The 24,988-nt window shown below is 54.0% G+C and carries 23 protein-coding genes and 5 tRNA genes; 4 read left to right on the top strand and 24 right to left on the bottom strand.

Annotation, left to right across the window (positions count from 1 at the left end; genetic code table 11):
• The first annotated feature begins 196 nt into the window (after positions 1-196).
• On the top strand, positions 197-949 hold the full coding sequence (gene gpmA, locus L3069_RS06480) for a 2,3-diphosphoglycerate-dependent phosphoglycerate mutase (RefSeq protein ID WP_003858562.1): 753 nt from the start codon (positions 197-199) through the stop codon (positions 947-949).
• Positions 950-1,010: 61 nt separating this feature from the next.
• Here gpmA and aroG read toward each other — a convergent pair whose 3' ends face one another.
• Positions 1,011-2,063, bottom strand: coding sequence for a 3-deoxy-7-phosphoheptulonate synthase AroG (aroG, locus tag L3069_RS06475; protein WP_022647478.1), 1,053 nt, complete (start codon positions 2,061-2,063; stop codon positions 1,011-1,013).
• Between the two features lie 304 nt (positions 2,064-2,367).
• Here aroG and L3069_RS06470 point away from each other — a divergent pair, with 304 nt between their 5' ends.
• Both L3069_RS06470 and zitB read left to right on the top strand, forming a co-directional pair.
• Entirely contained in the window at positions 2,368-2,727 is a 360-nt protein-coding gene (locus L3069_RS06470) for a protein YbgS (RefSeq protein WP_022647477.1), read from the top strand.
• Positions 2,728-2,826: 99 nt separating this feature from the next.
• Positions 2,827-3,765, top strand: coding sequence for a CDF family zinc transporter ZitB (gene zitB, locus L3069_RS06465; RefSeq protein ID WP_022647476.1), 939 nt, complete (start codon positions 2,827-2,829; stop codon positions 3,763-3,765).
• Here the strand turns inward: zitB and pnuC are convergent.
• From pnuC to mngA, 20 genes are all read right to left on the bottom strand, one after another.
• Entirely contained in the window at positions 3,762-4,481 is a 720-nt protein-coding gene (gene pnuC, locus L3069_RS06460) for a nicotinamide riboside transporter PnuC (protein WP_022647475.1), read from the bottom strand. The genes zitB and pnuC overlap by 4 nt on opposite strands.
• A 22-nt stretch (positions 4,482-4,503) precedes the next feature.
• On the bottom strand, positions 4,504-5,547 hold the full coding sequence (nadA, locus tag L3069_RS06455) for a quinolinate synthase NadA (RefSeq protein ID WP_023299618.1): 1,044 nt from the start codon (positions 5,545-5,547) through the stop codon (positions 4,504-4,506).
• 330 nt (positions 5,548-5,877) lie between these two features.
• Positions 5,878-5,953: transfer RNA gene (locus tag L3069_RS06450), tRNA-Lys, on the bottom strand.
• Positions 5,954-5,984: 31 nt separating this feature from the next.
• Positions 5,985-6,060: transfer RNA gene (locus tag L3069_RS06445), tRNA-Lys, on the bottom strand.
• Between the two features lie 41 nt (positions 6,061-6,101).
• Positions 6,102-6,177: transfer RNA gene (locus tag L3069_RS06440), tRNA-Lys, on the bottom strand.
• Between the two features lie 3 nt (positions 6,178-6,180).
• Positions 6,181-6,256: transfer RNA gene (locus L3069_RS06435), tRNA-Val, on the bottom strand.
• 27 nt (positions 6,257-6,283) lie between these two features.
• A tRNA-Lys gene (locus L3069_RS06430) sits at positions 6,284-6,359 on the bottom strand.
• A gap of 161 nt (positions 6,360-6,520) precedes the next feature.
• Complete coding sequence (gene cpoB / locus L3069_RS06425; protein ID WP_038415699.1) at positions 6,521-7,309, bottom strand: cell division protein CpoB; 789 nt, start codon at positions 7,307-7,309, stop codon at positions 6,521-6,523.
• A gap of 9 nt (positions 7,310-7,318) precedes the next feature.
• Entirely contained in the window at positions 7,319-7,840 is a 522-nt protein-coding gene (gene pal, locus L3069_RS06420) for a peptidoglycan-associated lipoprotein Pal (protein ID WP_003858578.1), read from the bottom strand.
• A 34-nt stretch (positions 7,841-7,874) separates the two neighbouring features.
• Positions 7,875-9,167: a Tol-Pal system beta propeller repeat protein TolB gene (gene tolB, locus L3069_RS06415; protein WP_022647472.1), complete on the bottom strand. Its 1,293-nt coding sequence runs from the start codon at positions 9,165-9,167 to the stop codon at positions 7,875-7,877.
• A gap of 129 nt (positions 9,168-9,296) precedes the next feature.
• The gene (gene tolA / locus L3069_RS06410) at positions 9,297-10,550 is read right to left on the bottom strand and encodes a cell envelope integrity protein TolA (protein ID WP_023299616.1); all 1,254 of its coding nucleotides are present in this window, start codon (positions 10,548-10,550) and stop codon (positions 9,297-9,299) included.
• A gap of 28 nt (positions 10,551-10,578) precedes the next feature.
• Entirely contained in the window at positions 10,579-11,007 is a 429-nt protein-coding gene (gene tolR / locus L3069_RS06405; protein ID WP_003858589.1) for a colicin uptake protein TolR, read from the bottom strand.
• A gap of 3 nt (positions 11,008-11,010) precedes the next feature.
• Entirely contained in the window at positions 11,011-11,703 is a 693-nt protein-coding gene (gene tolQ / locus L3069_RS06400; RefSeq protein WP_022647470.1) for a Tol-Pal system protein TolQ, read from the bottom strand.
• The gene (gene ybgC, locus L3069_RS06395; RefSeq protein WP_003858593.1) at positions 11,700-12,104 is read right to left on the bottom strand and encodes a tol-pal system-associated acyl-CoA thioesterase; all 405 of its coding nucleotides are present in this window, start codon (positions 12,102-12,104) and stop codon (positions 11,700-11,702) included. The genes tolQ and ybgC overlap by 4 nt, the downstream gene beginning before the upstream one ends.
• 148 nt (positions 12,105-12,252) lie before the next feature.
• On the bottom strand, positions 12,253-12,543 hold the full coding sequence (gene ybgE / locus L3069_RS06390; protein ID WP_003858596.1) for a cyd operon protein YbgE: 291 nt from the start codon (positions 12,541-12,543) through the stop codon (positions 12,253-12,255).
• Positions 12,543-12,656, bottom strand: coding sequence for a cytochrome bd-I oxidase subunit CydX (gene cydX / locus L3069_RS06385; protein WP_014169181.1), 114 nt, complete (start codon positions 12,654-12,656; stop codon positions 12,543-12,545). Before cydX ends, ybgE begins: the two co-directional genes overlap by 1 nt.
• Before the next feature lie 14 nt (positions 12,657-12,670).
• A complete protein-coding gene (cydB, locus tag L3069_RS06380; protein ID WP_022647469.1) occupies positions 12,671-13,810 on the bottom strand; it encodes a cytochrome d ubiquinol oxidase subunit II in 1,140 nt (379 codons plus the stop codon).
• Between the two features lie 15 nt (positions 13,811-13,825).
• Positions 13,826-15,394 carry a cytochrome ubiquinol oxidase subunit I gene (gene cydA, locus L3069_RS06375; protein ID WP_023299615.1) on the bottom strand — a complete coding sequence of 523 codons (1,569 nt, stop codon included), beginning with the start codon at positions 15,392-15,394 and terminating at the stop codon, positions 13,826-13,828.
• Between the two features lie 681 nt (positions 15,395-16,075).
• Positions 16,076-18,712 carry a mannosylglycerate hydrolase gene (mngB, locus tag L3069_RS06370; protein WP_038415697.1) on the bottom strand — a complete coding sequence of 879 codons (2,637 nt, stop codon included), beginning with the start codon at positions 18,710-18,712 and terminating at the stop codon, positions 16,076-16,078.
• Positions 18,713-18,735: 23 nt separating this feature from the next.
• On the bottom strand, positions 18,736-20,652 hold the full coding sequence (gene mngA, locus L3069_RS06365) for a PTS 2-O-a-mannosyl-D-glycerate transporter subunit IIABC (RefSeq protein ID WP_038415696.1): 1,917 nt from the start codon (positions 20,650-20,652) through the stop codon (positions 18,736-18,738).
• Positions 20,653-20,823: 171 nt separating this feature from the next.
• Between mngA and L3069_RS06360 the strand changes: the two genes are divergently transcribed.
• Entirely contained in the window at positions 20,824-21,540 is a 717-nt protein-coding gene (locus tag L3069_RS06360; protein WP_022647465.1) for a GntR family transcriptional regulator, read from the top strand.
• An 86-nt stretch (positions 21,541-21,626) separates the two neighbouring features.
• On the opposite strand, the gene sucD is transcribed toward L3069_RS06360, so the two are convergent.
• From sucD to odhB, 3 genes are all read right to left on the bottom strand, one after another.
• A complete protein-coding gene (sucD, locus tag L3069_RS06355) occupies positions 21,627-22,496 on the bottom strand; it encodes a succinate--CoA ligase subunit alpha (RefSeq protein ID WP_006809578.1) in 870 nt (289 codons plus the stop codon).
• Positions 22,496-23,662, bottom strand: a complete 1,167-nt coding sequence (gene sucC, locus L3069_RS06350; RefSeq protein ID WP_022647464.1) for an ADP-forming succinate--CoA ligase subunit beta — start codon at positions 23,660-23,662, stop codon at positions 22,496-22,498. Before sucC ends, sucD begins: the two co-directional genes overlap by 1 nt.
• A 96-nt stretch (positions 23,663-23,758) precedes the next feature.
• Positions 23,759-24,985 carry a 2-oxoglutarate dehydrogenase complex dihydrolipoyllysine-residue succinyltransferase gene (gene odhB / locus L3069_RS06345; RefSeq protein WP_023299612.1) on the bottom strand — a complete coding sequence of 409 codons (1,227 nt, stop codon included), beginning with the start codon at positions 24,983-24,985 and terminating at the stop codon, positions 23,759-23,761.
• Positions 24,986-24,988 lie beyond the last annotated feature (3 nt).

Genomic DNA, 24,988 nt, shown 5'->3' with positions numbered 1-24,988 from the left:
CCCTCACCGCGAGGGCTTTTTTCTGCTCCGCTTGCTGAAAATAGCGGCGATCGCAGACAAAATCATAACCCTGGATTCACATGCATCTTACACTCTCGAACTATTTTCGCTATGGTTAGGGTTAAGCGTTGCTGCTGGCACAGTCACGGCAATATAATGAGAATTGTTATCATTCAAAATGCTTGAGGAGTAAGAAATGGCTAATACTAAGCTTGTCCTGGTGCGCCACGGCGAAAGCCAGTGGAACAACGAAAACCGCTTCACCGGTTGGTATGACGTTGATCTGTCCGAGAAAGGCGTGAGCGAAGCAAAAGCGGCAGGTAAGCTGCTGAAAGAAGAAGGCTTCACCTTTGACTTTGCTTACACCTCTGTGCTGAAACGTGCCATCCATACCCTGTGGAACATCCTGGACGAGCTGGATCAGGCCTGGCTGCCGGTTGAGAAATCCTGGAAACTGAACGAGCGTCACTACGGTGCGCTGCAAGGTCTGAACAAAGCAGAAACCGCAGAAAAATACGGTGACGAGCAGGTTAAGCAGTGGCGTCGTGGTTTTGCGGTCACGCCTCCAGAGCTGAGCAAAGATGACGAGCGCTACCCGGGCCACGATCCGCGTTACGCGAAGCTGACTGAGGCTGAACTGCCGCAGACCGAAAGCCTGGCGCTGACCATCGACCGCGTTGTGCCTTACTGGAACGAAACCATTCTGCCACGCCTGAAAAGCGGCGAGCGCGTCATTATCGCTGCTCACGGTAACTCCCTGCGTGCGCTGGTGAAATACCTGGACAACATGGGTGAAGATGAAATCCTTGAGCTGAACATCCCTACCGGCGTGCCGCTGGTGTACGAGTTCGACGAAAACTTCAAGCCAGTTAAACATTACTACCTGGGTAACGCCGACGAAATCGCTGCAAAAGCGGCGGCCGTGGCGAACCAGGGTAAAGCGAAGTAATTTTCGCCGGACATAAAAAAAGCGTGGAGCAATCCACGCTTTTTTATTTCCCGCGATAAACTTAACCGCGACGCGCTTTTACCGCATCCGCCAGCTGACGCAGGATCGCATCGGTATCATCCCAGCCAATGCAGGCATCCGTCACGCTCTTACCGTAGACCAGCGGCTCGCTGCCCTCCAGGTTCTGATTGCCTTCCACCAGATGGCTCTCAATCATCACCCCAATCACTGCGCGTTCACCGTTGGCGATTTGCTGACAAACGTCTGCACCAACTTCCATCTGCTTTTTGAACTGTTTGCTTGAGTTCGCATGGCTGAAATCGATCATGATCTGCGGCGCCAGTCCCGCTTTCTCCAGACCCGCCTTCACTTCCGCTACGTGTTTAGCGCTGTAGTTAGGCTCTTTACCGCCGCGCAGAATGATATGGCAATCGCCATTACCGCTGGTATTCACGATAGCCGAGTGGCCCCACTTAGTCACCGACAGGAAGCAGTGCGGCGCGCCAGCCGCATTGATGGCATCAATAGCGACTTTGATGGTGCCATCAGTGCCGTTTTTGAAACCCACCGGGCATGACAGGCCAGACGCCAGCTCACGGTGAACCTGCGATTCAGTCGTACGCGCACCAATAGCGCCCCAGCTCATCAGGTCAGCCAGATACTGCGGGGTGATCATATCGAGGAATTCTCCGGCAGCAGGCAGCCCGCTGTCGTTAATCTCCAGCAGCAGCTTACGCGCAATACGCAGGCCGTCGTTGATCTGGAAACTGTTGTCCATGTGCGGATCGTTGATCAACCCTTTCCAGCCCACGGTGGTACGCGGTTTTTCGAAATAAACGCGCATCACAATTTCCAGTTCGCCCTTCAGCTCTTCGCGCAGGGTGAGCAGACGTGACGCGTACTCTTTGGCCGCAGCAGGATCGTGAATGGAGCACGGTCCGATGACCACCAGAAGACGATCGTCGCTACCTTTCAGGATCTTGTGGATCGCCTTGCGGGCATGAGACACCGTGTTGGCGGCATTTTCGGTGGCGGGGAATTTTTCAAGGAGCGCTACGGGAGGTAATAACTCATTGATCTCTTTAATGCGTAAATCGTCGTTCTGATAATTCATCTTCTTTCCGGCTCTGCCATATCTTTAGTAATGAAAGCAATGCTTTCAATCTAACTTGTCGGTCACGAAGTGTAAACGGGCTTTTACACTTCGCGCAGATAATTCCTGGAATTCGCCTAAAATACGCAACAAAATAGCGAAAAATGAGATCTCGCCTAAGCTTTTTACTTGTAACGACTGTTTTTAAAAATTTATACGCGATTCCATCCTGACATAATTCAGGAATCTGGGATCTTTCGCCACTGAACAAGATGCACTGTTGGAGAATGTTATCCAGCGTAACGATAAGAACAGGAGCACCATGATGAAAATGACGAAACTGACTACGCTTTTCCTGACGGCAACCCTTACCCTGGCAAGCGGTAGCGTACTGGCAGCCGATACAGGCTCCTCCGGCAGCAACGGCGACGCGAATGCCGCTGCCGAAGCGGGCCAGGTTGCGCCGGATGCAAAACAGAATATCGCGCCAAATAATGTTGATAACAGTAATATCAACACGGGCAATACCAACACCGGCGGTACGAATACCGGCACGATGAACCATGACGGTATGAGCACTGACGAAGTTCACAAAAACTCAATGTGTAAAGACGGGAAATGCCCGGACCCGAATGACAAAGTGGGCAGCGATGCCAATACCAAAACGGACGGTACTACCCAGTAACCTTCCGTAAGGTAAAAGAGGGAGAGCGAATGCTCTCCTTTTTTATTTAAGCTCTTAAAAACGCTACACTAAAAATAATAATAAATCAGGAACGATACCATGGCGCACTCCCACTCCCATTCCCATTCCACTGGCGATGAAAATGCCAAACGGCTTCTGCTGGCTTTTGGCGTCACTGCCACCTTTATGATTATTGAGGTGACAGGCGGACTGATCTCCGGATCGCTGGCGCTGCTGGCCGATGCCGGGCATATGCTGACCGACGCTGCCGCGCTCCTGTTTGCTCTGCTGGCCGTGCAGTTTGCCCGTCGCCCTCCCAATGCCCGCCACACCTTTGGCTGGCTCAGACTGACCACACTTGCTGCGTTCGTGAATGCGATTGCACTGGTGGTTATTACCATTCTTATCGTCTGGGAGGCGTTTCAGCGCTTTCGTCATCCACAACCGGTAGCCGGAACGACGATGATGGTGATTGCTATTGCCGGGTTGGTCGCCAATATTCTGGCATTCTGGATATTGCACCGCGGCAGCAGCGAAAAAAATCTGAACGTACGGGCCGCGGCGCTTCACGTGCTGGGCGATCTGCTGGGTTCCGTAGGTGCCATCGTCGCCGCGCTGATCATTATGGGTACGGGCTGGACCCCCATCGACCCGATTCTTTCCGTGCTGGTATCGTGCCTTGTATTACGCAGTGCCTGGCGGCTGTTGAAAGAGAGCGTGAATGAACTGCTGGAAGGCGCTCCCACGTCGCTGGATATTGGCGAGCTAAAACGCAATCTGTGTCGTTCCATTCCTGAAGTCCGTAACGTTCACCACGTTCACGTTTGGCTGGTGGGTGAGAAACCGCTTATGACGCTGCACGTTCAGGTTATTCCGCCCCACGATCACGATGCGTTGCTTGAACGTATTCGGCACTTCCTTGAGCATCACTACGAAATTGCGCACTCCACTATCCAGATGGAGTACCAGCCCTGTAACGGGCCAGACTGTCACCTGAACGAGGCGCAGTCCGGCCACTCACACGAGCATCACCATTAGCGGGAAAGCGCGCGAGAGCCACGCTCACGCGCGCTGTTGATCCACATGCGGCTACCGTTCAGGGCAATGACGGTCAGCAGCATATACTCCAACGACATGGCATAAACGCCCTGACGGGCAAAAATCACCACGCTAATCACGTTGATGACCACCCACAGCAGCCAGTTTTCAACGTATTTACGGGTCATCAGGATCATTGCGGCAATCGAAAGCACCATCATGCAGGAATCCCAGAACGGGAAGGCATCAGGCTGAAGCTCAGGCATCGTCACGTTTAATCCCAGACCCGACATGACCGAGACCGCCACGCGCGTCAGGAAGGCAAATACCGGGTCAATAAAGACGGTCATAAAGCCGATTGCCACCACGCAGGCCGCGAGCCAGGCAATGGCTTTTGGCAACGGCAGCCAGCGGATTTGCAGCTCCGCCTCCTGCTGACTGTTTTGCCGCGACCAGGCGTACCAGCCATAGATATTGGCCGCGAAGAAGAACAGCTGCAGAAGCAAGCTGGCGTAGAGCTGGATCTGGAAGAAGATGATCGCAAACAGCGTGACGTTTATCAGCCCGAACGCATAGTTACTGATCTTCTCAAGGCTGGCCAGCCAGATACAGAGTAAACCGGCCAGCGTACCTACCGCTTCAATCCACGACAGGTCATAGCCGCCCGCACCAATCGGGATATGAACCAGGATGTTCTGTGTGCTAAAAAAATCCATTTTTTCTCCGGGGCGTAATAAGTTAAGTACGTAGTGTAGCCGCAAAATCCAGCATACGGTTAAGCGGAATTAACGCGCCTTCGCGCAGGGCGGCGTCTACGTGGATCTCATGCGCTGCGCCCCCGATCTCCAGCCCCTCCGCTATCGCCTTAAGTCCATTCATCGCCATCCACGGGCAGTGCGCGCAGCTTCGACAGGTCGCCCCTTCTCCGGCGGTTGGCGCTTCGAGCAGCTCTTTTTCTGGTACGGCCTGCTGCATTTTATAGAAGATACCGCGATCGGTCGCCACGATGAGCTGCTTGTGCGGCAGGGTTTTTGCCGCGTTTATCAACTGGCTGGTTGAGCCGACGGCGTCCGCCATCTCAACAATCGACTGCGGCGACTCCGGATGCACCAGAATTGCGGCCTGCGGGTATAAGCGTTTCATCCGGGTCAGTGCCTGGGTCTTAAACTCGTCGTGAACGATACAGGCGCCCTGCCAGCACAGTACATCCGCACCGGTCTGTTTTTGTACGTAGTTTCCCAGGTGACGATCGGGCGCCCAGATGATTTTCTCCCCCAGGCTGTCCAGATGTTCAATCAGCTCAACGGCGATACTGGACGTTACTACCCAGTCTGCCCGGGCTTTCACCGCCGCAGACGTATTGGCATAGACCACCACGGTACGGTCAGGGTGGGCATCACAGAAGGCGGTGAACTCATCAATCGGGCAACCGAGGTCAAGAGAACATTCGGCATTCAGCGTAGGCATCAGAATCGTTTTTTCCGGGTTGAGGATTTTTGCCGTTTCACCCATAAAACGAACCCCCGCGACCAGCAGCGTGGAGGCTGAATGCTTAGCACCGAAACGCGCCATCTCCAGGGAGTCTGAGATACAGCCACCCGTCTCTTCCGCCAGCTGCTGAATTTCCGGGTCGGTGTAGTAATGCGCCACCATCACCGCATCACGCTCTTTAAGGAGGCGCTTGATTTTTTCACGATAGAACTGCTTCTCATCCCGGCTTAGCGGAGCTGGCTTCGGCGGGAAGGGATAGATTGCGGTTTCGGGATCAAACATCACACTCATTATGGCTTCTCGTTTTACTGGCTTAACAATATTGCCTTTGTTTTGCATGAGATAACAAAAATGAGGCAATGGTGTTTTATATACTAAACAAGATAGCGAATTTGAGGGGGAATGTCATCGGGAATTGATGCCGGTAGCATTTGTCGGCTGGTGGCTTCGCCTTACCCGACCTACAAGGCACTGGCGAACGACAGATAGCAAAAAGGCGCCTTTAGGGCGCCTTTCTACACTGGTGGGTCGTGCAGGATGATTCGGCTTCGCCTCGCCCATCGGGCCGTTGCTAAAGCAACGTTATCCTTCACGTGTAGTATCTGAGTAAGACATTAAAATTGGTGGGTCGTGCAGGATTCGAACCTGCGACCAATTGATTAAAAGTCAACTGCTCTACCAACTGAGCTAACGACCCCTTACGGGATGTACTTCAAATCTATTCAGGCTGGTGGGTCGTGCAGGATTCGAACCTGCGACCAATTGATTAAAAGTCAACTGCTCTACCAACTGAGCTAACGACCCATTCGGGTGTTGCCTGAATTATCACTCGGAACCAATAAAATTGGTGGGTCGTGCAGGATTCGAACCTGCGACCAATTGATTAAAAGTCAACTGCTCTACCAACTGAGCTAACGACCCGAGTGGTGGGTGATGACGGGCTCGAACCGCCGACCCCCTCCGTGTAAAGGAGATGCTCTACCAACTGAGCTAATCACCCACTCTGTACTGCCGGAACTGCTTTAAGTGGTGGGTCGTGCAGGATTCGAACCTGCGACCAATTGATTAAAAGTCAACTGCTCTACCAACTGAGCTAACGACCCACTTTTGCGCTGCTTTCACGTTGTTTGATATCCCGTGGCAACGGCGGCATATATTACTGATTTAAGAATTCTGCGCAACAAAAATTTCGATGAAGATCACTTAACTGCTTAGGAATCATGCTGCACGACCAGAAATAACGCGATTTCTGGTCATGCGATAATCAACCCATCGAACTCAAACGTTTTTGCGCTTGTTTGGCGCCGTCTGTACCCGGGAATTTCGCAACCACCTGCTGATAAACCGCTTTGGCTTTTGCAGTGTCGCCTTTGTCCTGCATGATCACGCCGACTTTATACATCGCATCCGGCGCTTTCGGTGATTTCGGGTAATTTTTCACCACAGAGGCAAAATAAAACGCCGCATCATCCTTTTTACCCTTGTTGTAATTCAACTGACCCAGCCAGTAGTTCGCATTTGGCTGGTAAGTAGAATCAGGGTACTTCTTAACGAAGTTCTGAAACGCAACGATAGCATCGTCCTGGCGCGATTTGTCCTGTACCAGGGCAATGGCCGCGTTATAGTCCGTATTCGCGTCACCGCTTTGTACAGGCGCTCCAGACGACGCGGAGGCATCTGCCGCAGGTGCAGGCGTCACCGCACCGCTTTGATCGCCTGCTGCGGGCTGTGCAGCCGCACCGCCGCTGCTCAGGCTATCCATCTGCGACAAGATTTGCTTCTGGCGTTCCACAACCTGATTAAGCTGATACTGACTCTCCTGGATCTGACCACGAAGGGAATCGATATCGTTCTGGTTGTCAGAAAGTTGCTGCTGGAGTTGAGTTAAAAGCTGGCTGTGAGCGTTAGAGATACGCTCGAGTTGGGTGACCCGGTCTTCTACCGAGCCTGAGCCGACACTACTGATTGGTGCCTGAGCAAAAGCGGCCCAGGGGGCCGCTATTCCAACCAGTAACGACAGACTCATCAGATGATGTCTGAAGTTACTGCTCATGCAATTCTCTTAGTAAACGAGTACGGCACGACGGTTTTTGGAGTAAGCCGCTTCGTCGTGACCCAGTACTGCTGGTTTTTCTTTACCGTAAGAAACGATGGAGATCTGGTCAGCAGAAACGCCTTTACCCTGCAGGTACATTTTAACAGCGTTCGCACGACGTTCACCCAGGGAGATGTTGTACTCTGGAGTACCACGTTCGTCCGCGTGACCTTCTACGGTGACTTTGTAAGACGGGTTGCTACGCAGGAAGTTTGCGTGCGCATCCAGCATTGCAGCGAAGTCAGAACGGATGTCGTATTTATCCAGATCGAAGTAAACGATGTTGTTCTGCTGCAGCTGCTGCATCTGAAGACGCGCTTGCTCTTCAGAAGACATATTGCCATTGCCGTTAGCGTCCATACCGGTGCCGGCACCCATCATGCCTTCGCCGCTCTGGTCATTGCTTGCGTTCTTGTTAGAAGAACACGCTGCGATTGCCATAACAGGCAGAGCGATCATCAGCCCCTTCAGCACTTTGTTCAGTTGCATTTCTAAGATTCCTTTAGTAATCAATTAATTATTATTACAGATACGGCGACCAGGCAGGTGATTTTACCTGTCCATCAGTTGCCGGAAGACGCGCTTTGAAACGCCCATCTGTAGAAACCAGATTCAGCACGGATCCCATCCCCTGAGAAGAGCTGTAGATTACCATGGTGCCGTTAGGTGCCAGACTTGGCGTTTCATCCAGGAACGTTGACGACAGTATTTGTACGCCTCCCGTTACCAGATCTTGTTTGGCAATGTGCTGCTGACCACCCGCAGTGCTAACCATTACCATTGTTTTACCATCGGCACTGACGTCAGCATCCTGGTTCTGAGAACCTTCCCAGGTAATACGCTGCGCTGCTCCGCCGTTGATATTCACTTTATAAACTTGTGGACGACCTGCCTGGTCGGACGTAAAGGCCAGATTCTGGCTGTCCGGGAACCAGGTTGGCTCAGTGTTATTGCTACGACCATCCGTGACCTGACGGATCTGACCAGAACCAATATCCATTACGTACAGATTCAGGCTACCGGTTTTAGACAGGGCAAACGCCAGTTTGGTACCGTCCGGAGAGAACGCAGGTGCACCGTTGTGACGTGGGAATGACGCAACCTGACGAACAGCACCGTTAGAGAGCGTCTGGATGACCAGCGCGGAGCGGCCGCTTTCGAAGGTCACATACGCCAGCTTTGAGCCGTCCGGAGACCATGCCGGAGACATCAGCGGCTGCGGTGAACGGTGTACGGTGAACTGGTTGTAACCATCGTAGTCAGAGACGCGCAGCTCATAAGGGAACTGGCCGCCGTTGGTCTGTACCACGTACGCGATACGGGTACGGAACGCACCTTTAATACCGGTCAGCTTCTCGAACACTTCGTCACTCGCCGTATGGCCAGCGTAGCGCAGCCACTGCTTGTTCACTTTATACGTGTTCTGAGCCAGAACGGTACCCGGCGCACCGCCGGTATCAACCAGCTGATACGCAACGTTATAGCCGCCGTCTGGTGCAGGCGTAACCTGACCGACAACTACCGCATCAATACCCAGCGCAGACCATGCAGCAGGCTGAACGTCCTGCGCAGTACCCGGCTGCTGAGGCAGGCGGGAACGATCTAATGGGTTAAATTTACCGCTGTTACGCAGGTCAGCTGCAACAATGCCGCCAATATCTTCAGGCGCAGCGCCCGGGCCTGCCCACTGGAACGGAACGACACCAATCGGACGCGCCGAGTCCACCCCCTGGGTGATCTCGATACGTACTTCTGCGTGCAGTACAGCTGCCCACAGCATTAAAAAACTAACTGCTACACGTAATGCCTGCTTCATCATATCTCCCTTATCTGGGTAACCTTACCCACGATAATTTAGCAGAATGTTAACAAACCCAAATAGACAAAACTACTTATCCTGTTTACGACCATAGACTGTTTTTCATACTTCCGTTAGAAGAGTTGATTACAGCTTAAAGTCCAGTTTGGCATCTTTTATCCTTTCATAAACAGCCTCGCTAGGCGGTTTAGGAATGTTCGCCGATCTGGCTGCGGCCAGCGCAGCCTGACAGAGCGCAGGATCGCCCCCTTCAGACGTCACGCTTTTCAACCTGCCGTCTGGCGCAAGATTGATGTGCAGTACGCATTGCTTGCCCTGATACAGGCCTGCATCAAAGAGTCGGCTCTGAATCGCAACCTGGATCTGTTTGGCATAAGCACTGATATCTGCACCTGTTGCCCCACCGTTGGCTCCGGAGGTACCGCTGTCTTTTGACGGCTGTCCATTTCCTTTCGCCCCACCGCCCGTTTTCGGTGCATTCTTACCGGAACTCAGGTCGCCCAGCAGATCGTCAACTCCTGCGGCTGCGGCAGCTTTCTCAGCGGCAGCGGCCTTTTTAGCAGCGGCTTTTTCGGCTGCTGCTTTCTTATCGGCAGCGGCTTTCTCAGCTGCAGCTTTTTTATCAGCAGCGGCTTTTTCCGCAGCGGCGGCTTTTTCTGCCGCAGCTTTCTCAGCGGCAGCCGCTTTCTTCGCCGCTTCGGCGGCCGCTTTTTTCTCTGCTTCCTGGGCGGCTTTCTTCGCGGCTTCTGCTTCGGCTTTCTTCTGTGCGTCAGCAGCGGCTTTTTTCGCGGCTTCGGCTTCCGCTTTCTTCTTCGCATCAGCAGCGGCTTTCTTCGCGGCTTCTGCTTCGGCCTTCTTCTGCGCGTCAGCAGCGGCTTTTTTCGCTGCTTCTGCGGCTACTTTCGCCTGAGCATCTGCCTGCGCCTTAGCGTCTGCTGCGGCTTTGGCTGCCGCCTCCTCCGCCTGCTTCTGCTGTTCCTGCGCTTTCTTCGCTGCGGCTTCAGCCTGTTTCTGCTGCTCCGCCTGCTCTTTCGCGGCTTCCTGCGCCTGCAAACGCTCTTTCTCAAGCTGCTTCAAACGTTCCTGCTCGGCGGCCTGCTTTTCACGCAGCTCTTCCGCCTGCTGTTGCGCCTGTTTTTCACGCTGCTCTTCAGCGCGTTTTGCGCTTGCCTGCTGCTGTTGCTGACGATTATAGTTCTGCACTACCGCACCGGGATCTACCATGACGGCGTCGATGGATGAGCCTCCACCACCGCCCGATGCATCAATGTGCTCATCGAACGAACTCCAGATCAGCGCTGCAAAAAGAATCACGTGCAGCACTGCGGAGACGATTATCGCTCGCTTAAGCTTGTCGTTCTGTTCGGTTGCCTTTGACACTATCGGTTCCCAAAAACTACGCAGATGATCAAATAGGCTGAGTCATTAAGCCAACTGACTTAACGCCCGCGCTATGTAGCAAGTTCAGCGCTTTGATAATTTCATCATATGGTACGTCTTTCGCACCACCGATTAAGAAGACCGTCTTCGGATTTGACTCCAGGCGTCGTTGCGCTTCAGCAATAACCTGCTCTGGGGGGAGCTGATCCATACGATCCTTCTCGACCACCACGCTGTACTGCCCTACGCCGGAAACCTCAATGATGACCGGAGGATCGTCATTGGTGCTTACCGCCTGTGATTCTGTCGCATCCGGCAGATCAACTTCTACGCTCTGGGTGATGATGGGGGCTGTCGCCATAAAGATCAGCAGCAGCACCAGCAGCACGTCCAGTAACGGAACGATATTGATTTCGGACTTGAGCTCGCGACGACCTCGTCCACGCGATCTGGCCATGGTTTACCCCTTGTTGCTCTCGGTGCTGGTAAACGCCTGACGATGCAGAATCGCGGTGAACTCTTCCATAAAGTTGTCGTAGTTCAGTTCCAGTTTATTCACGCGCTGGTTCAGACGGTTGTACGCCATTACCGCCGGAATTGCCGCGAACAGACCGATTGCGGTCGCGATCAGTGCTTCTGCGATACCCGGTGCCACCATCTGCAAGGTTGCCTGCTTCACCGCCCCCAGGGCGATAAAGGCGTGCATGATCCCCCACACCGTACCAAACAGGCCGATATACGGGCTGATGGAGCCAACGGTTCCGAGGAAAGGAATATGCGTTTCAAGATTTTCCAGTTCGCGATTCATGGAGATGCGCATCGCACGCGACGCACCTTCTACCACGGCTTCCGGCGCATGGTTGTTAGCACGGTGTAAGCGAGCGAACTCTTTGAAACCACTATAAAAAATTTGTTCGGAGCCTGAAAGGTTATCACGGCGTCCCTGGCTTTCCTGATAGAGACGAGAAAGCTCTATACCCGACCAGAACTTATCTTCAAACGCTTCGGCTTCGCGGCCAGCGGCATTGAGGATACGCGTTCTCTGGATGATGATGGCCCAGGATGCGATTGAAAAACCAATCAAAATCAACATGATAAGTTTAACCAAAAGGCTTGCCTTCAGGAACAAATCAAGGATATTCATGTCAGTCACTGCTTAAACTCCGCGACAATAGACTTAGGAAGCGCACGAGGCTTCATTATGGTTGGATCAACACAGACAATCAGGACTTCAGCTGAGTTCAGTACCGTGTTCTCTGCATTGACTATCCGCTGCGTGAAAACCAGTGAAGTTCCGCGCATTGATGTAATTTCTGTTTGGACTTCGAGCATATCGTCGAGTCTGGCAGGCGCAAAATACTCAAGCGTCATCTTGCGTACCACGAAGGCAACTCGCTCAGCCAACAGCACCTGTTGACTAAAGTGATGATGGCGCAGCATCTCTGTGCGTGCCCGTTCATAAAAAGCAACGTAGCTGGCGTGGTAGACCACACCACCGGCATCGGTATCTTCGTAATAGACACGTACCGGCCATCGAAACAGCGTTGTATTCACTTTACATCCCGGTAATACAAGAAAAGTTGGAGCTTTCAAACTTCGCTACTATACGCGCGGGAATGATGGTTTGGAATGGGGGAAAGTAAACGGAGAGTAAATTTTTATGGGCTCGGGTAAGCCCATATCATTAACGGACATTTCTTATTCAGAAGAAGAAGAAAATCAAACCGGCGAGAAGAACCAGATCGGCAATCAGCGGGCAGAAGATGCCCTGCCAGTGAAGCGCTTTCGGACGAAAGCCGACACCGTGAATCACACCTGCACACACCGCCCACATAATCAAGAAGCCGTGCCAGATCTCAAGCTCGCTGGTTTTAGCCGCGAAGCGCGACGGGTCCCAGAAGATACAGCCCGCCAGCAGTAATGCCATAATGAGGGAAAGCGCCCGCAGGGGGCGCTTGTCCATTACCGCATATAAAGTTGCGATAATATTCATTAGTGCTTATCTTCACCTGCTTTAGACGCTTCTACATGCTCAAGCGCCAGGGCAGTGATGACACCAAATGCACAGGCAAGAAGCGTCCCTAAAATCCATGCGAAATACCACATATTCAGCTCCTTACTTAATACATAGAGTGGGTGTTGCTTTCGATATGTTCTTTAGTGATGCGACCGAACATTTTCCAGTAACACCAGGCGGTGTAGAGCAGGATAATCGGCACGAACACGCAAGCAACGTACGTCATCAGGTTCAACGTCAACTGGCTGGACGTTGCATCCCACATGGTCAGGCTAGCATTCATCATGGTGCTGGATGGCATCACGAATGGGAACATAGCAATACCTGCTGTCAGGATAATGCACGCCAGCGTCAGGGAAGAGAACACGAACGCCATAGCGCCTTTCTCCAGACGAGACATTAACACTGTCAGCAGTGGCAGCAGCACACCCAGAGCAGGGATAGCCCACAGCGCAGGCATATTGTTGAAGTTCACCAGCCATGCGCCAGCCTGACGCGCCACCTCTTTGGTCAACGGGTTAGACGGTGCGGTATGGTTAATGGCGGAGGTCACCACGTAGCCATCAATACCGTACACGACCCACACGCCTGCCAGCGCGAAGCAGACCAGCGTCACCAGCGCCGCCACCTGAGCGGTCGCACGGGAACGCAGGTGCAGTTCACCCACGGTACGCATCTGGAGATAGGTTGCGCCCTGGGTGATGATCATCGCCACGCTCACCACGCCCGCCAGCAGACCAAACGGATTCAGCAGCTGGAAGAAGTTACCGGTGTAGAACAGACGCATATATTCGTCGACGTGGAACGGTACGCCCTGTAACAGGTTACCGAACGCCACACCAATGACCAGCGGTGGAACGAAGCTACCAATGAAGATGCCCCAGTCCCACATGTTACGCCAGCGGGTGTCTTCAATCTTGGAGCGGTAGTCAAAACCTACCGGACGGAAGAATAAAGAGGCCAGCACCAGAATCATCGCCACATAGAAGCCGGAGAACGCAGCCGCGTAAACCATCGGCCAGGCAGCGAACAGCGCGCCGCCTGCGGTGATCAGCCACACCTGGTTACCGTCCCAGTGCGGGGCGATGGAGTTGATCATGATTCGACGCTCGGTGTCATTACGACCGAGGAAACGGGTGAGCATGCCCACGCCCATATCGAAACCATCGGTGACCGCAAAACCAATCAGCAGAACGCCGATCAACAGCCACCAGATAAAACGCAATACTTCATAATCGATCATTTGATGACTCCTGTCTTAGCGTGCCGGCTGAGTAGTCGTAACAGACTGCTCGTAGTGGTAGCGACCGGTTTTCAGGCTGCTTGGGCCAAGGCGCGCGAACTTGAACATCAGGAACAGTTCAGCCACCAGGAACAGGGTGTACAGACCGCAAATCAGCAGCATGGAGAAGATCAGGTCGCCTGCGGTCAGGGAGGAGTTCGCTACCGCTGTTGGCAGCACCTCACCGATCGCCCATGGCTGACGGCCATATTCCGCAACAAACCAGCCGGACTCGATAGCAATCCATGGCAGTGGGATACCGTACAGCGCGGTGCGCAGCAGCCATTTTTTCTCACCGATACGGTTACGAATGACTGACCAGAACGAGGCCGCGATGATCAGCAGCATGATAATGCCGCAACCCACCATGATGCGGAACGCGAAGTACAGCGGCGCAACGCGTGGAATAGAGTCTTTGGTTGCCATCTGAATCTGCGCTTCCGTCGCGTCGGAGACGTTCGGGGTATAGCGTTTCAGCAGCAGACCGTAACCGAGGTCTTTCTTCACGTCGTTAAATTGATCGCGAACGGCCTGGTCGGTAGAGCCGGCGCGCAGCTGTTCCAGCAGCGAGTAGGCTTTCATCCCGTTACGGATACGCTCTTCATGCTGCACCATCAGATCTTTCAGGCCAGTCACCTGTTTGTCGACGGAGCGCGTGGCGATAATACCCAGAGCGTAAGGAATTTGAATGGCGAAGCGGTTTTCCTGCGCGTCCTGGTCAGGCACGCCGAACAGGGTAAACGCTGCCGGTGCCGGCTGGGTTTCCCATTCAGCTTCAATTGCGGCGAGTTTGGTTTTCTGCACGTCACCCATTTCGTAACCGGATTCATCACCCAGAACAATAACGGACAGAATCGCGGCCATACCGAAGCTTGCTGCGATAGCGAAAGAACGCTTGGCGAACGCGAAGTCACGGCCGCGCAGCATATAGTAGGAGCTGATGCCCAGCACGAACATCGCGCCGCACACATAGCCAGACGCCACGGTGTGCACGAATTTAACCTGGGCAACCGGGTTCAGGACTAGCTCAGCGAAGCTGACCATCTCCATACGCATGGTTTCGAAGTTGAAATCAGATGCGATTGGGTTTTGCATCCAGCCGTTCGCCACCAGGATCCACAGTGCGGACAAGTTGGAGCCTAATGCCACCAGCCAGGTTACCGCCATATGCTGGACTTTACCCAGACGGTCCCAACCGAAGAAGAACAGACCTACAAAGGTGGATTCGAGGAAGAAGGCCATCAGACCTTCAATGGCCAGCGGCGCACCGAAAATATCCCCTACATAGTGGGAATAGTAAGACCAGTTTGTCCCGAACTGGAACTCCATGGTCAGACCGGTTGCCACGCCCAGCGCAAAGTTGATACCAAACAACTTGCCCCAGAACTTGGTCATATCTTTATAAATCTGTTTGCCGGAGAGGACGTAAACCGTTTCCATGATGGCCAGCAGGAACGCCATACCGAGCGTCAGCGGCACAAAAAGGAAGTGGTACATCGCGGTCAAGGCAAACTGTAAGCGCGACAGTTCGACTACGTCTAACATTATGACTCCTTGCTCATCGCATGAAGACTCCGAGAGTGAACCCCGTTAGATAAGGATCCACACGCATGCCCCAATACAAAGTTATCTGCTTCCCTTCTTCGTTGCTTATTCTCTACAGGAGGAAAAAGCAATGATGAAAGGTTACAAATACGTTAAGAAAAAACCAAATTGATCCCGTAAATATAATACGCTGCAAAACCCTTACAATAAACAGGTTTTTATTCGAACAGATTTACGTTTTTCGACGGCGATCAATTTATAGCAAAATTACCACTTTTCGGCCATTTTGATCGGGAACAATTTAACGCCTTTTGGAGCCTTTTTCCAAGGATTAAACATTGATTTAAATCAAAAACAGCCGGTACTGTTAATGATGTTTCTTTGTGACATGGATAGTAAAAACCTTGTTAATAACATGTATATTTAAAGGCATTAATGGTTATAAAAGCCAGAAGATAATATAAACAGTTGTGATTTTTATTAACGCGTGTGAAAAAAGACCTTTTTGCAGGGAGAGAAACATATAATGTTATCCGCTTCACAGTATTTTTCTTTCGTTTTACTACCCGCCTAAAAGATTACATTTCATTCACCTTCGCTAATCTTAAAATTAACACCCTTTAGTGACTATTTGATGAAATAAAGGCCGCAGGGGATGCGGCCTTGATATTGTTCTTGAGATTACCTTTCAATTTTTATGCTGAAGGTGCGTGACTGGCCTGGCCGGAAAGGCCCCGTAATGGCTGAGCCCTCCTCCCCTTGCGCTTTGCACACCTCATTCATGTCCGTTTCGCAACAGGCCTGGACCTCACGGTTCACAGACAAAGCCACGTCACAGGAGCGGGTCTCCGAAGGGTTGTACAGACGAAGAATCATCTCGTCACGATCCTCCGCTTTTTTCAGCGCACTGAGTACACATCCGTTAGGCGCCAGCGTTAGCAGGCTATAGCTACAGGGTGTGGTGAAAGAGGCACGGTTAAGCTTCATCGCATCCCACGGAATTTTGTTATAACAGTGCACTGGCGTTAACCACGACTTCGCCTGCTGCGCAACGCCAGCACTGACGGGCGTACCATTAAAACTGAACAGGCTAAAGCGACAGGTTAACTGACCCCGCATCTGCGAATCAGGCACCGGCATTTTGATCCCGGACGGTCTGCCAGGGCGCAGAAGTAAGTCTTCCTTCCCAAGCAACCCGACGCCGCGAAGCAACGTCAGGGCAAACGTGTTTTGACGCTCACCTGTTACTTCAAATTCGCGCAACCCTTCGGTAAATAGCGCCATCCCGTTACGCCGTTCCTGGAGCACCGCGTAGTTGAGCAGATTCCACACCGGCAGCGGCGCTTCCTTCCATCCCTCCTCCTGCCAGTCTGCCATCGCTTCATCCTGTACAGGGCGCGTCAGCGAACCAAACTGGGTATCGGCTAAGACCGTCTCTGTGGTGAATGGTGTCGGGATCAGCACCCGCACACGGTGGTCATCCGCGTGATTTCCGAGACGTGCCTTGACGTCGATACGTCGGCTGTTATGGCTGAGCGTGACCGTGAGTTCTGCCTCAAGCGTTCCCGTCTGCTGACGCGCAGAACGTTCAGCGAGATCCGCTGGCACCGCCATTCGATGGCGGATCACCGCCCTGCTCTGCCAGGCCTCGTGGATCACCTCAACCTCATGTTCGCCCTGCGCGGAAGAGAGTCTCCACTCTTCCCGTGAAGGCGAGTAGTCGTACTCATCGCCATCATCCGAGCTCTCTTCAATTTCCAGCGCGCGGTCATAGATAAGCCCGGACGCTTTATCGAGCAGACGCAAAGTACCGTCCTCGTTTAACGTTACTTCCCAGAAAGCATTTTCCAGTAACGCCTCCGGCGATTTATCTGGCGTCTGCAGTTTGCCGGCCACGTGCGGCTCGATATAGAGCGTGCGGTAACCCATAGATGGCAGGATCTGGTTGAGCTGGATGTCAAACTCCATGAAGGGATCGTAGTTGCCGTAATGCACTATCTGCCGGTCAATCAGCCCGGGGTCTATCTCACGCGCGCTGCGGAGATAATAAGGGATTTCATTTCCCTTTTCGTCCAACAGGCGGAACTGGCTGGCGCGCAGACGTATCGTGGTGTTGATCACCTCCTCACGCGGCCAGGGCGTGAGGTTAAACATCACCAGTTTGTCTTCCTCGCTCTGCGGCATGTTGTCGACAATCTTGCGCATATAGAAGCACGTCAGGTTATCGGCCATGTCTTCCGCCAGCTCAAAGCGCGACATCACCTCGCGATGCACTTTATCGCTGCAGCAGCAGCCGATACTGTCGTGGGCGTGATTCTTGAGGATCTCTTTCCACATTTTTTCCAGCAAGCCGTGGTGATAGTCAAAGCCCAGCGTCCAGGCAAGCGTAGCCAACGGCTCGAGGACGTTGACGATTTTATTCTCTATCCGGGCGTGGGCGATTTTGATGTCCATCCGCGTGGAGCCGATCGTCCGGTGCACCCGCATATATTTACCGTCAATAAATTCCCCTTTCAGCGTCGCCAGTTCATCGCGGTGCGCATCGATATGGTCAAACACCTCCTCGAAGCGGCTCATCACAAACTGACGCTGCGGGTAGATTTTGCGCAGCTTATCCATCACCGCAAATATGTTCTGCTGGAGCGGCATCTGATCATGGCCGTTAGGCAGCAAAATTTCTTTCGTCACGGAGGCTTTTTCGAGCACCTCGAAGTAGTTGTCGAGCCGTTTGCGCAGTCCGGCTTCATCCTCCGGTAAGTACTTACCAATCGCGTAGCCCAGCGGCAGTACCTGTGCCGTCACTTCGCTGCCGTCCTGGCTTTGCCAGAGAAATTCGGTTTTATCGGTACCGTGCCGCTCGGAACAGCCGCGCCAGAACATGGTGCGCGTGATGCCAAAACCGTTGTAAATGTGTGGCAACTGGGAAGACATGCCGAAGGAGTCCGGCAGATAGCCAATTTTCATCGGCTCGCCAAAGGCCAGACAGTCGCGCATGCCGTACATCAGATTGCGCACAATCGACTCGCCGGAGACAAGGGTGGTGTCCGTCTGGGTATACCACGGCCCGATAATCAGCTTCCCGGCCGCCACCAGCGCCTTCACGCGTGGCCTGTTTTCCGGTTTCACGGCAAAATAATCTTCCAGCACCGCCGTCTGGCCGTCGAGAACGTAGTATTTATACTCTGCGTCCTGCTCAAGACGGGTGAGGATCTCTTCCATATTATTGACCAGAAGAATACGTGACGCTTCGGTGGTGAAGTACCACTCCCGGTCCCAGTGCATATGTGGCGTGATATGAACGCGAGATACAGCTTTCATCTTCGTTTCCTGTCAGTGCGTGTTTAGGATGGTATGTCTTCAGTCACGTAGGTACCGCTCTTCACGGCCTGGCGTCGCCAGAGCAGTAAAATGAGCGTAGAGATTGCGGCGCCCACCAGCGCGGCGCCAAACCACCCGGCAGCGGCTATCACGCCGCCCAGCCCGGCATCATGCAGTAAGAAGAGAGAGAAAATGCCCGCGCCCGGGGTGGAGAGCCCAATACCCATCGCTCCGACAATCGCTCCGGTCGCCATTGACCCCAGAACAAATGAGCCGATGACTCGCAACGGATCCTCGATAGCCATCGGAATTGCCCCTTCGGTGATGCCCGCCAGCCCCAGCAGCCAGGTGGATTTTCCGGTCTCAATTTCGAACTGTTTAAACAGATTCGGAGCCAGCATCGTTGATGCCGTCACGGTAAAGGCCGAAACCATTTTGACGGAGGCGAAGATCGCATAAGGCCCGTATACGCCGTTGGCCATCGCGCCCAGACAGAACGCGTAAGAGGCTTTGTTGACCGGACCGCCCAGATCGAACGAGCACATAAAGCCCAGGATCGCCCCCAGCAGCAGCGCGTTCGCACCGGAGAGACCATTAAGCCAGGCGGTCAGGGCGTTATTGATCCAGGCCACCGGTTCGCCGATCACAAACAGCATCAGGCTGCCTGCGCCCAGTACGCCAATCACCGGATAGAGATAAAAGGTCAGAAAGCCGTTGTAGCGGCTACTCAGCCGGATGTGGTTTTTCACCCAGCGCATCAGGTAGCCCGCAATCAGCCCGCCGACGATGGCCCCCAGAAAGCCGGAGCCGATCATATTGGCGGCAAGGCCCGCCGCAAAGCCCGGCGTAAGCGCAGGTTTATCCGCCAGCGAGTAAGCGGTATAGGCCGCCAGAACAGGGACCATCAGAATGCCGAGCATCCCACCGCCCAGTTTGCGGTACATCCACAGCCACGAGTTTTCCTGATCGAACAGGTGCTGCAAGCCCAGGATTTGCGCCAGCAGTACCGACACGGCCAGCACCGTGCCGCCAGCGACAATCAGCGGCACCGCAAAGGAGATACCGCTGAGCAGCGCTTGCTTGAGTTCGGTTTTAACGGACTTTTTCGCGTCCGAGTCGACATGCGCAGGACGCGCATCGGATACAGGCTGTAGCGCCAGCGCACGCTCAATGAGCGCTTCCGCATGGCGCAAGGGTTCCGCGACGGGCACGGAAATGGCGGGGATCCCCTGAAAACGCTCACGCTCTTTGATCGCCACTTCCGCCGCGAAGATACACGCTTTTGCCTCCTGCAAATGCTGCGCCGTGATGCGCCCCTCAATACCGTTTGCCCCCTGCTTTTCGACCACTACATTGACGCCGAGCTTACGTCCCGCTTTTTCGAGATATTCCGCTGCCATGTAGGTATGGGCGATCCCGGCCGGACAGGCGGTAACGCAGACGATCGTCGGGGCATTCTCTGCGACGGCGGTTTCTTGCGCGTCAGGCGTCGTTTCCAGCGCAGCAAGCACCTCTTCCGCGCTGGTCGCCGTCATCACGTGCGCCCTGAGATCGTCATCCGCCAGGCGGGACGTCAGTTCCGTCAGCACCTGAATATGCGTTGATCCCGCTTGTGCGGGAGGAATGGCGAGCAAAAAAATCAGCTCGACCTCCTCCGGTCCGTCCACGCCTTCCCAGACCAGCGGCTCGCGCAGTGTTGCCACGGCAAAAGCCGCTTCCTTTACTGCCGCTGATTTACCATGGGGTACGGCCAGCCCCTCGCCCAGCGCCGTCGGGCCAAGCGATTCGCGATGGAAAACCTCTGCCAGAAACGTATCGGCGTCGGCTATTTTGCCCAACGCTACCAGCCGCGTCGCAAGCTGACGGATTGCCTCATCACGGCTGGTAAACTGCGCCTGCACGCAGACAGCACGGGGGTCGGTCAGAGTCGTCAGGTTCATAAGATCCTCACCTATCCAAAGTTATTGTCTGGGGAGGATTATGGCAGACTGGATAATACATTTATGTGATCATTTTCACTAACAACGATATTTGTATTTAATTTGTATTATTTACAAATCAGTCACTGAAGGCATAATTCCCCTAAAAAGGTATTAAAAAGGCGTAACACAATGGGCAATAAACCGATGTACCGGCAGATCGCCGATGCGTTCCGCGAGAAGATTAACGCCGGGGAATTAAAACCCGGAGACGCGCTGCCGACGGAATCCAGCCTTCAGGAGGCATTTAACGTTAGCCGTGTCACCGTGCGGCAGGCTTTGAAGCTGCTCGCCGACGAGCAGATCATCGAAAGCATTCAGGGCAGCGGCTCGTATGTAAAAGAGGAGCGGGTGAATTACGATATTTATCAGCTTACCGGCTTTTACGAAAAACTGGCGGATCGCAACGTTGATACGCACAGCGACGTCAGCGTCTTCGAAGTGGTGAAAGCCGATGAGCGGCTCGCGGCAAAACTGGCGCTCAATCCGGATGATAAGGTCTGGCACGTCAAGCGCGTACGCTTCATCAGGGAAAAGCCGGTGAATCTGGAAGAGACATGGATGCCGCTGGCGATGTTCCCCGACCTCACCTGGGAGGTAATGGAACAGTCGAAATACCATTACATTGAGCAGGTCAAAAAGCTGGTTATCGATCGCAGCGAGCAGGAGCTGGTGCCAGTCATGCCATCGGACGAGGCGATTGCCGCCCTGGCGCTCGATCCGGCAAAACCAATTCTTGAAAAAGTTTCCCGCGGCTTCCTGAAAGACGGCCGGGTATTTGAATACAGTCGCAACGTGTTTAACACCGACGACTATAAATTCACTCTGGTGGCTAAACGCAGGCAATAAAAAAAGGCCGCTTTACAGCGGCCAACCATGTCGAAACGGACATTTTTTTATACTTCAACGCGCCCCATTCGGGGAGCAGAGAGGACTTACTTAATGATGGATTTCAGTGCTTCACCGATATCCGCCAGGCTGCGAACGGTTTTCACGCCTGCGGCTTCCAGTGCTGCGAATTTCTCATCAGCCGTACCTTTACCACCAGCGATAATCGCGCCCGCGTGACCCATACGTTTGCCTTTTGGCGCGGTCACACCCGCGATGTAACCCACCACCGGCTTGGTCACATGATCTTTGATGTAAGCAGCCGCTTCTTCTTCCGCGCTACCACCGATCTCACCGATCATCACGATCGCTTCGGTCTGTGGATCTTCCTGGAACAGCTTCAGGATGTCGATGAAGTTAGAGCCTGGGATCGGGTCACCGCCGATGCCCACGCAGGTGGACTGGCCGAAGCCGTAATCGGTGGTCTGCTTAACTGCTTCATAGGTCAGGGTACCGGAACGGGACACGATGCCCACTTTGCCCGGTTTGTGAATGTGGCCCGGCATGATGCCGATTTTGCATTCGCCCGGGGTGATAACGCCTGGGCAGTTCGGGCCGATCATGCGCACGCCTGCTTCGTCCAGCTTCACCTTCACGGTCAGCATATCCAGCGTCGGGATGCCTTCGGTGATGGTGATGATCAGCTTAATGCCTGCGTCGATCGCTTCCAGAATAGAGTCTTTACAGAACGGCGCTGGAACGTAGATCACGGTCGCGGTTGCGCCCGTCGCTTCTACTGCTTCACGCACGGTGTTGAACACCGGCAGGCCCAGGTGCGTGGTGCCGCCTTTACCTGGCGTTACGCCGCCAACCATCTGCGTACCGTAGGCAATCGCCTGTTCGGAGTGGAAAGTCCCCTGGCTACCGGTGAAGCCCTGGCAGATAACCTTGGTATCTTTATTAATTAAAACGGACATTATTTCCCCTCCACTGCGGCAACAACCTGCTGAGCTGCATCCGTCAGACTTTTCGCTGCAATAATATTCAGGCCGCTGTCAGCCAGTTTTTTCGCGCCGAGTTCAGCGTTATTCCCTTCCAGACGTACAACAACCGGAACGTTAACGCCCACTTCTCCTACCGCGCCGATGATACCGTCGGCGATCAGGTCGCAACGTACGATACCGCCGAAGATGTTCACCAGAACCGCTTTTACGTTGCTGTCAGAGAGAATGATTTTGAACGCTTCGGTTACGCGCTCTTTGGTTGCGCCACCGCCCACGTCGAGGAAGTTCGCTGGCTCACCGCCGTGCAGCTTAACGATGTCCATGGTGCCCATTGCCAGGCCCGCACCGTTAACCATGCAGCCGATGTTGCCATCCAGCGCCACGTAGTTCAGCTCCCACTGGGCAGCCTGCGCTTCACGCGGATCTTCCTGAGACTGGTCGCGCATTTCGCGCAGATCCGCCTGGCGGAACAGCGCGTTGCCGTCAGCGCCCAGCTTGCCGTCGAGGCAGATCAGGTCGCCCTGGGTGGTGATCACCAGCGGGTTGATCTCGATCAGCGCCAGATCGCGCTCCAGGAAGATGGTCGCCAGCCCCATGAAGATCTTGGTGAACTGCTGAACCAGCTTGCCTTCCAGACCCAGTTTGAACGCCAGCTCACGTCCCTGGTAAGGCATTGGGCCCGCCAGCGGATCGATTGCCACTTTGTGGATCAGGTGCGGGGTCTCTTCCGCCACTTTTTCGATTTCCACACCGCCTTCGGTAGATGCCATGAACACCACGCGACGGGAGCTACGGTCTACGACTGCGCCGAGGTACAATTCTTTCGCGATGTCGGTTGCCGCTTCAACCAGGATCTGGTTGACCGGCTGGCCATTCGCATCTGTCTGGTAGGTTACCAGACGCTTGCCGAGCCAATGTTCAGCAAACGCACGGATCTCTTCTTTGCTCTTAACAACCTTCACACCGCCCGCTTTACCACGGCCACCAGCGTGAACCTGACATTTAACTACCCACGGGCCGGAACCGATTTTAGATGCGGCTTCTTCTGCTTCACGCGGGGTAGTACAGGCATAACCCACCGGAGCCGGTAAGCCTGACCTGGCAAACAGCTGTTTGGCCTGATATTCATGTAAGTTCATGTGTTCTATCCATCCTTCAGGGTAATCGTTATCTTCAAACCTGTAGACCGGCGCTACGCTTATCCGGCCTACAGGGCAGGTGATGCTAAATAGTTACTAAACGTCCAGCAGCAGACGCGTTGGATCTTCCAGCAGCTCTTTAATGGCAACCAGGAAGCCTACGGACTCGCGGCCGTCGATCAGGCGGTGATCGTATGAGAGCGCCAGGTACATCATCGGCAGGATCTCAACTTTACCGTCTACCGCCATTGGACGATCTTTAATGGCGTGCATACCCAGGATCGCGCTCTGCGGCGGGTTGATGATCGGGGTAGACATCAGCGAGCCGAACACGCCACCGTTGGTAATGGTGAAGTTACCGCCAGTCAGGTCTTCAACGGTCAGCTTGCCGTCGCGGCCTTTCACGGCCAGCTCTTTGATTTTCTTCTCAATGTCAGCCATACCCAGGGTGTCCACATCACGCAGAACCGGGGTGACCAGGCCGCGTGGGGTAGAAACCGCCATGCTGACGTCGAAGTAGTTGTGGTAAACCACGTCATCGCCATCGATAGACGCGTTCACTTCCGGGTAGCGTTTCAGCGCTTCAACTACCGCTTTCACGTAGAAGGACATGAAGCCCAGACGGATACCGTGACGTTTTTCAAACGCGTCACCGTACTGCTTGCGCAGGTCCATGATTGGCTTCATGTTGACTTCGTTGAAGGTGGTCAGCATCGCGGTGGAGTTTTTCGCTTCCAGCAGACGCTCGGCCACGCGCTTGCGCAGGCGGGTCATCGGCACGCGTTTTTCGCTACGTGCGCCCAGAGCTGGCTGTGCCGCTGGTGCTGCCGCAGGGGCTTTCGCTTCCGCTTTCGCCTCTGAAGGCGCTTTTGCCAGATGCTTGTCGATATCTTCGCGAGTCAGACGGCCACCCACGCCGGTACCTTTGATGGCTGCCGGATCGAGGCTGTGCTCAGCCAGCAGGCGACGGATCGCCGGGCTGAGCGCGTCATTGGTTTGCTCTTCCAGAGACGCCTGCTGGCGCTGGGCTGGGGTAGACGCTTTCTCTTCAGATTTCGCGCTGGACTCTTTGCCCGCGCTGTTGCCTTCACGCAGGCGACCCAGGATCTGGCGAGAAGTCACGGTCGTACCTTCGTCTTCCAGGACTGCATCCAGAATGCCATCCGCTGAAGCCGGTACTTCCAGTACCACTTTGTCAGTTTCGATTTCTACCAGCACTTCGTCACGGGTTACCGCGTCGCCTGGTTTTTTGTGCCAGGTGGCGACGGTTGCATCTGCTACGGACTCAGGCAGGTCGGGAACAAGAATATCTACGCTACTCATTAT

Source organism: Enterobacter cloacae complex sp. ECL411, assembly GCF_021869665.1.
GTDB classification, from domain to species: Bacteria; Pseudomonadota; Gammaproteobacteria; order Enterobacterales; family Enterobacteriaceae; genus Enterobacter; species Enterobacter intestinihominis.
This window is presented reverse-complemented; position numbering and strand designations above follow the sequence as displayed.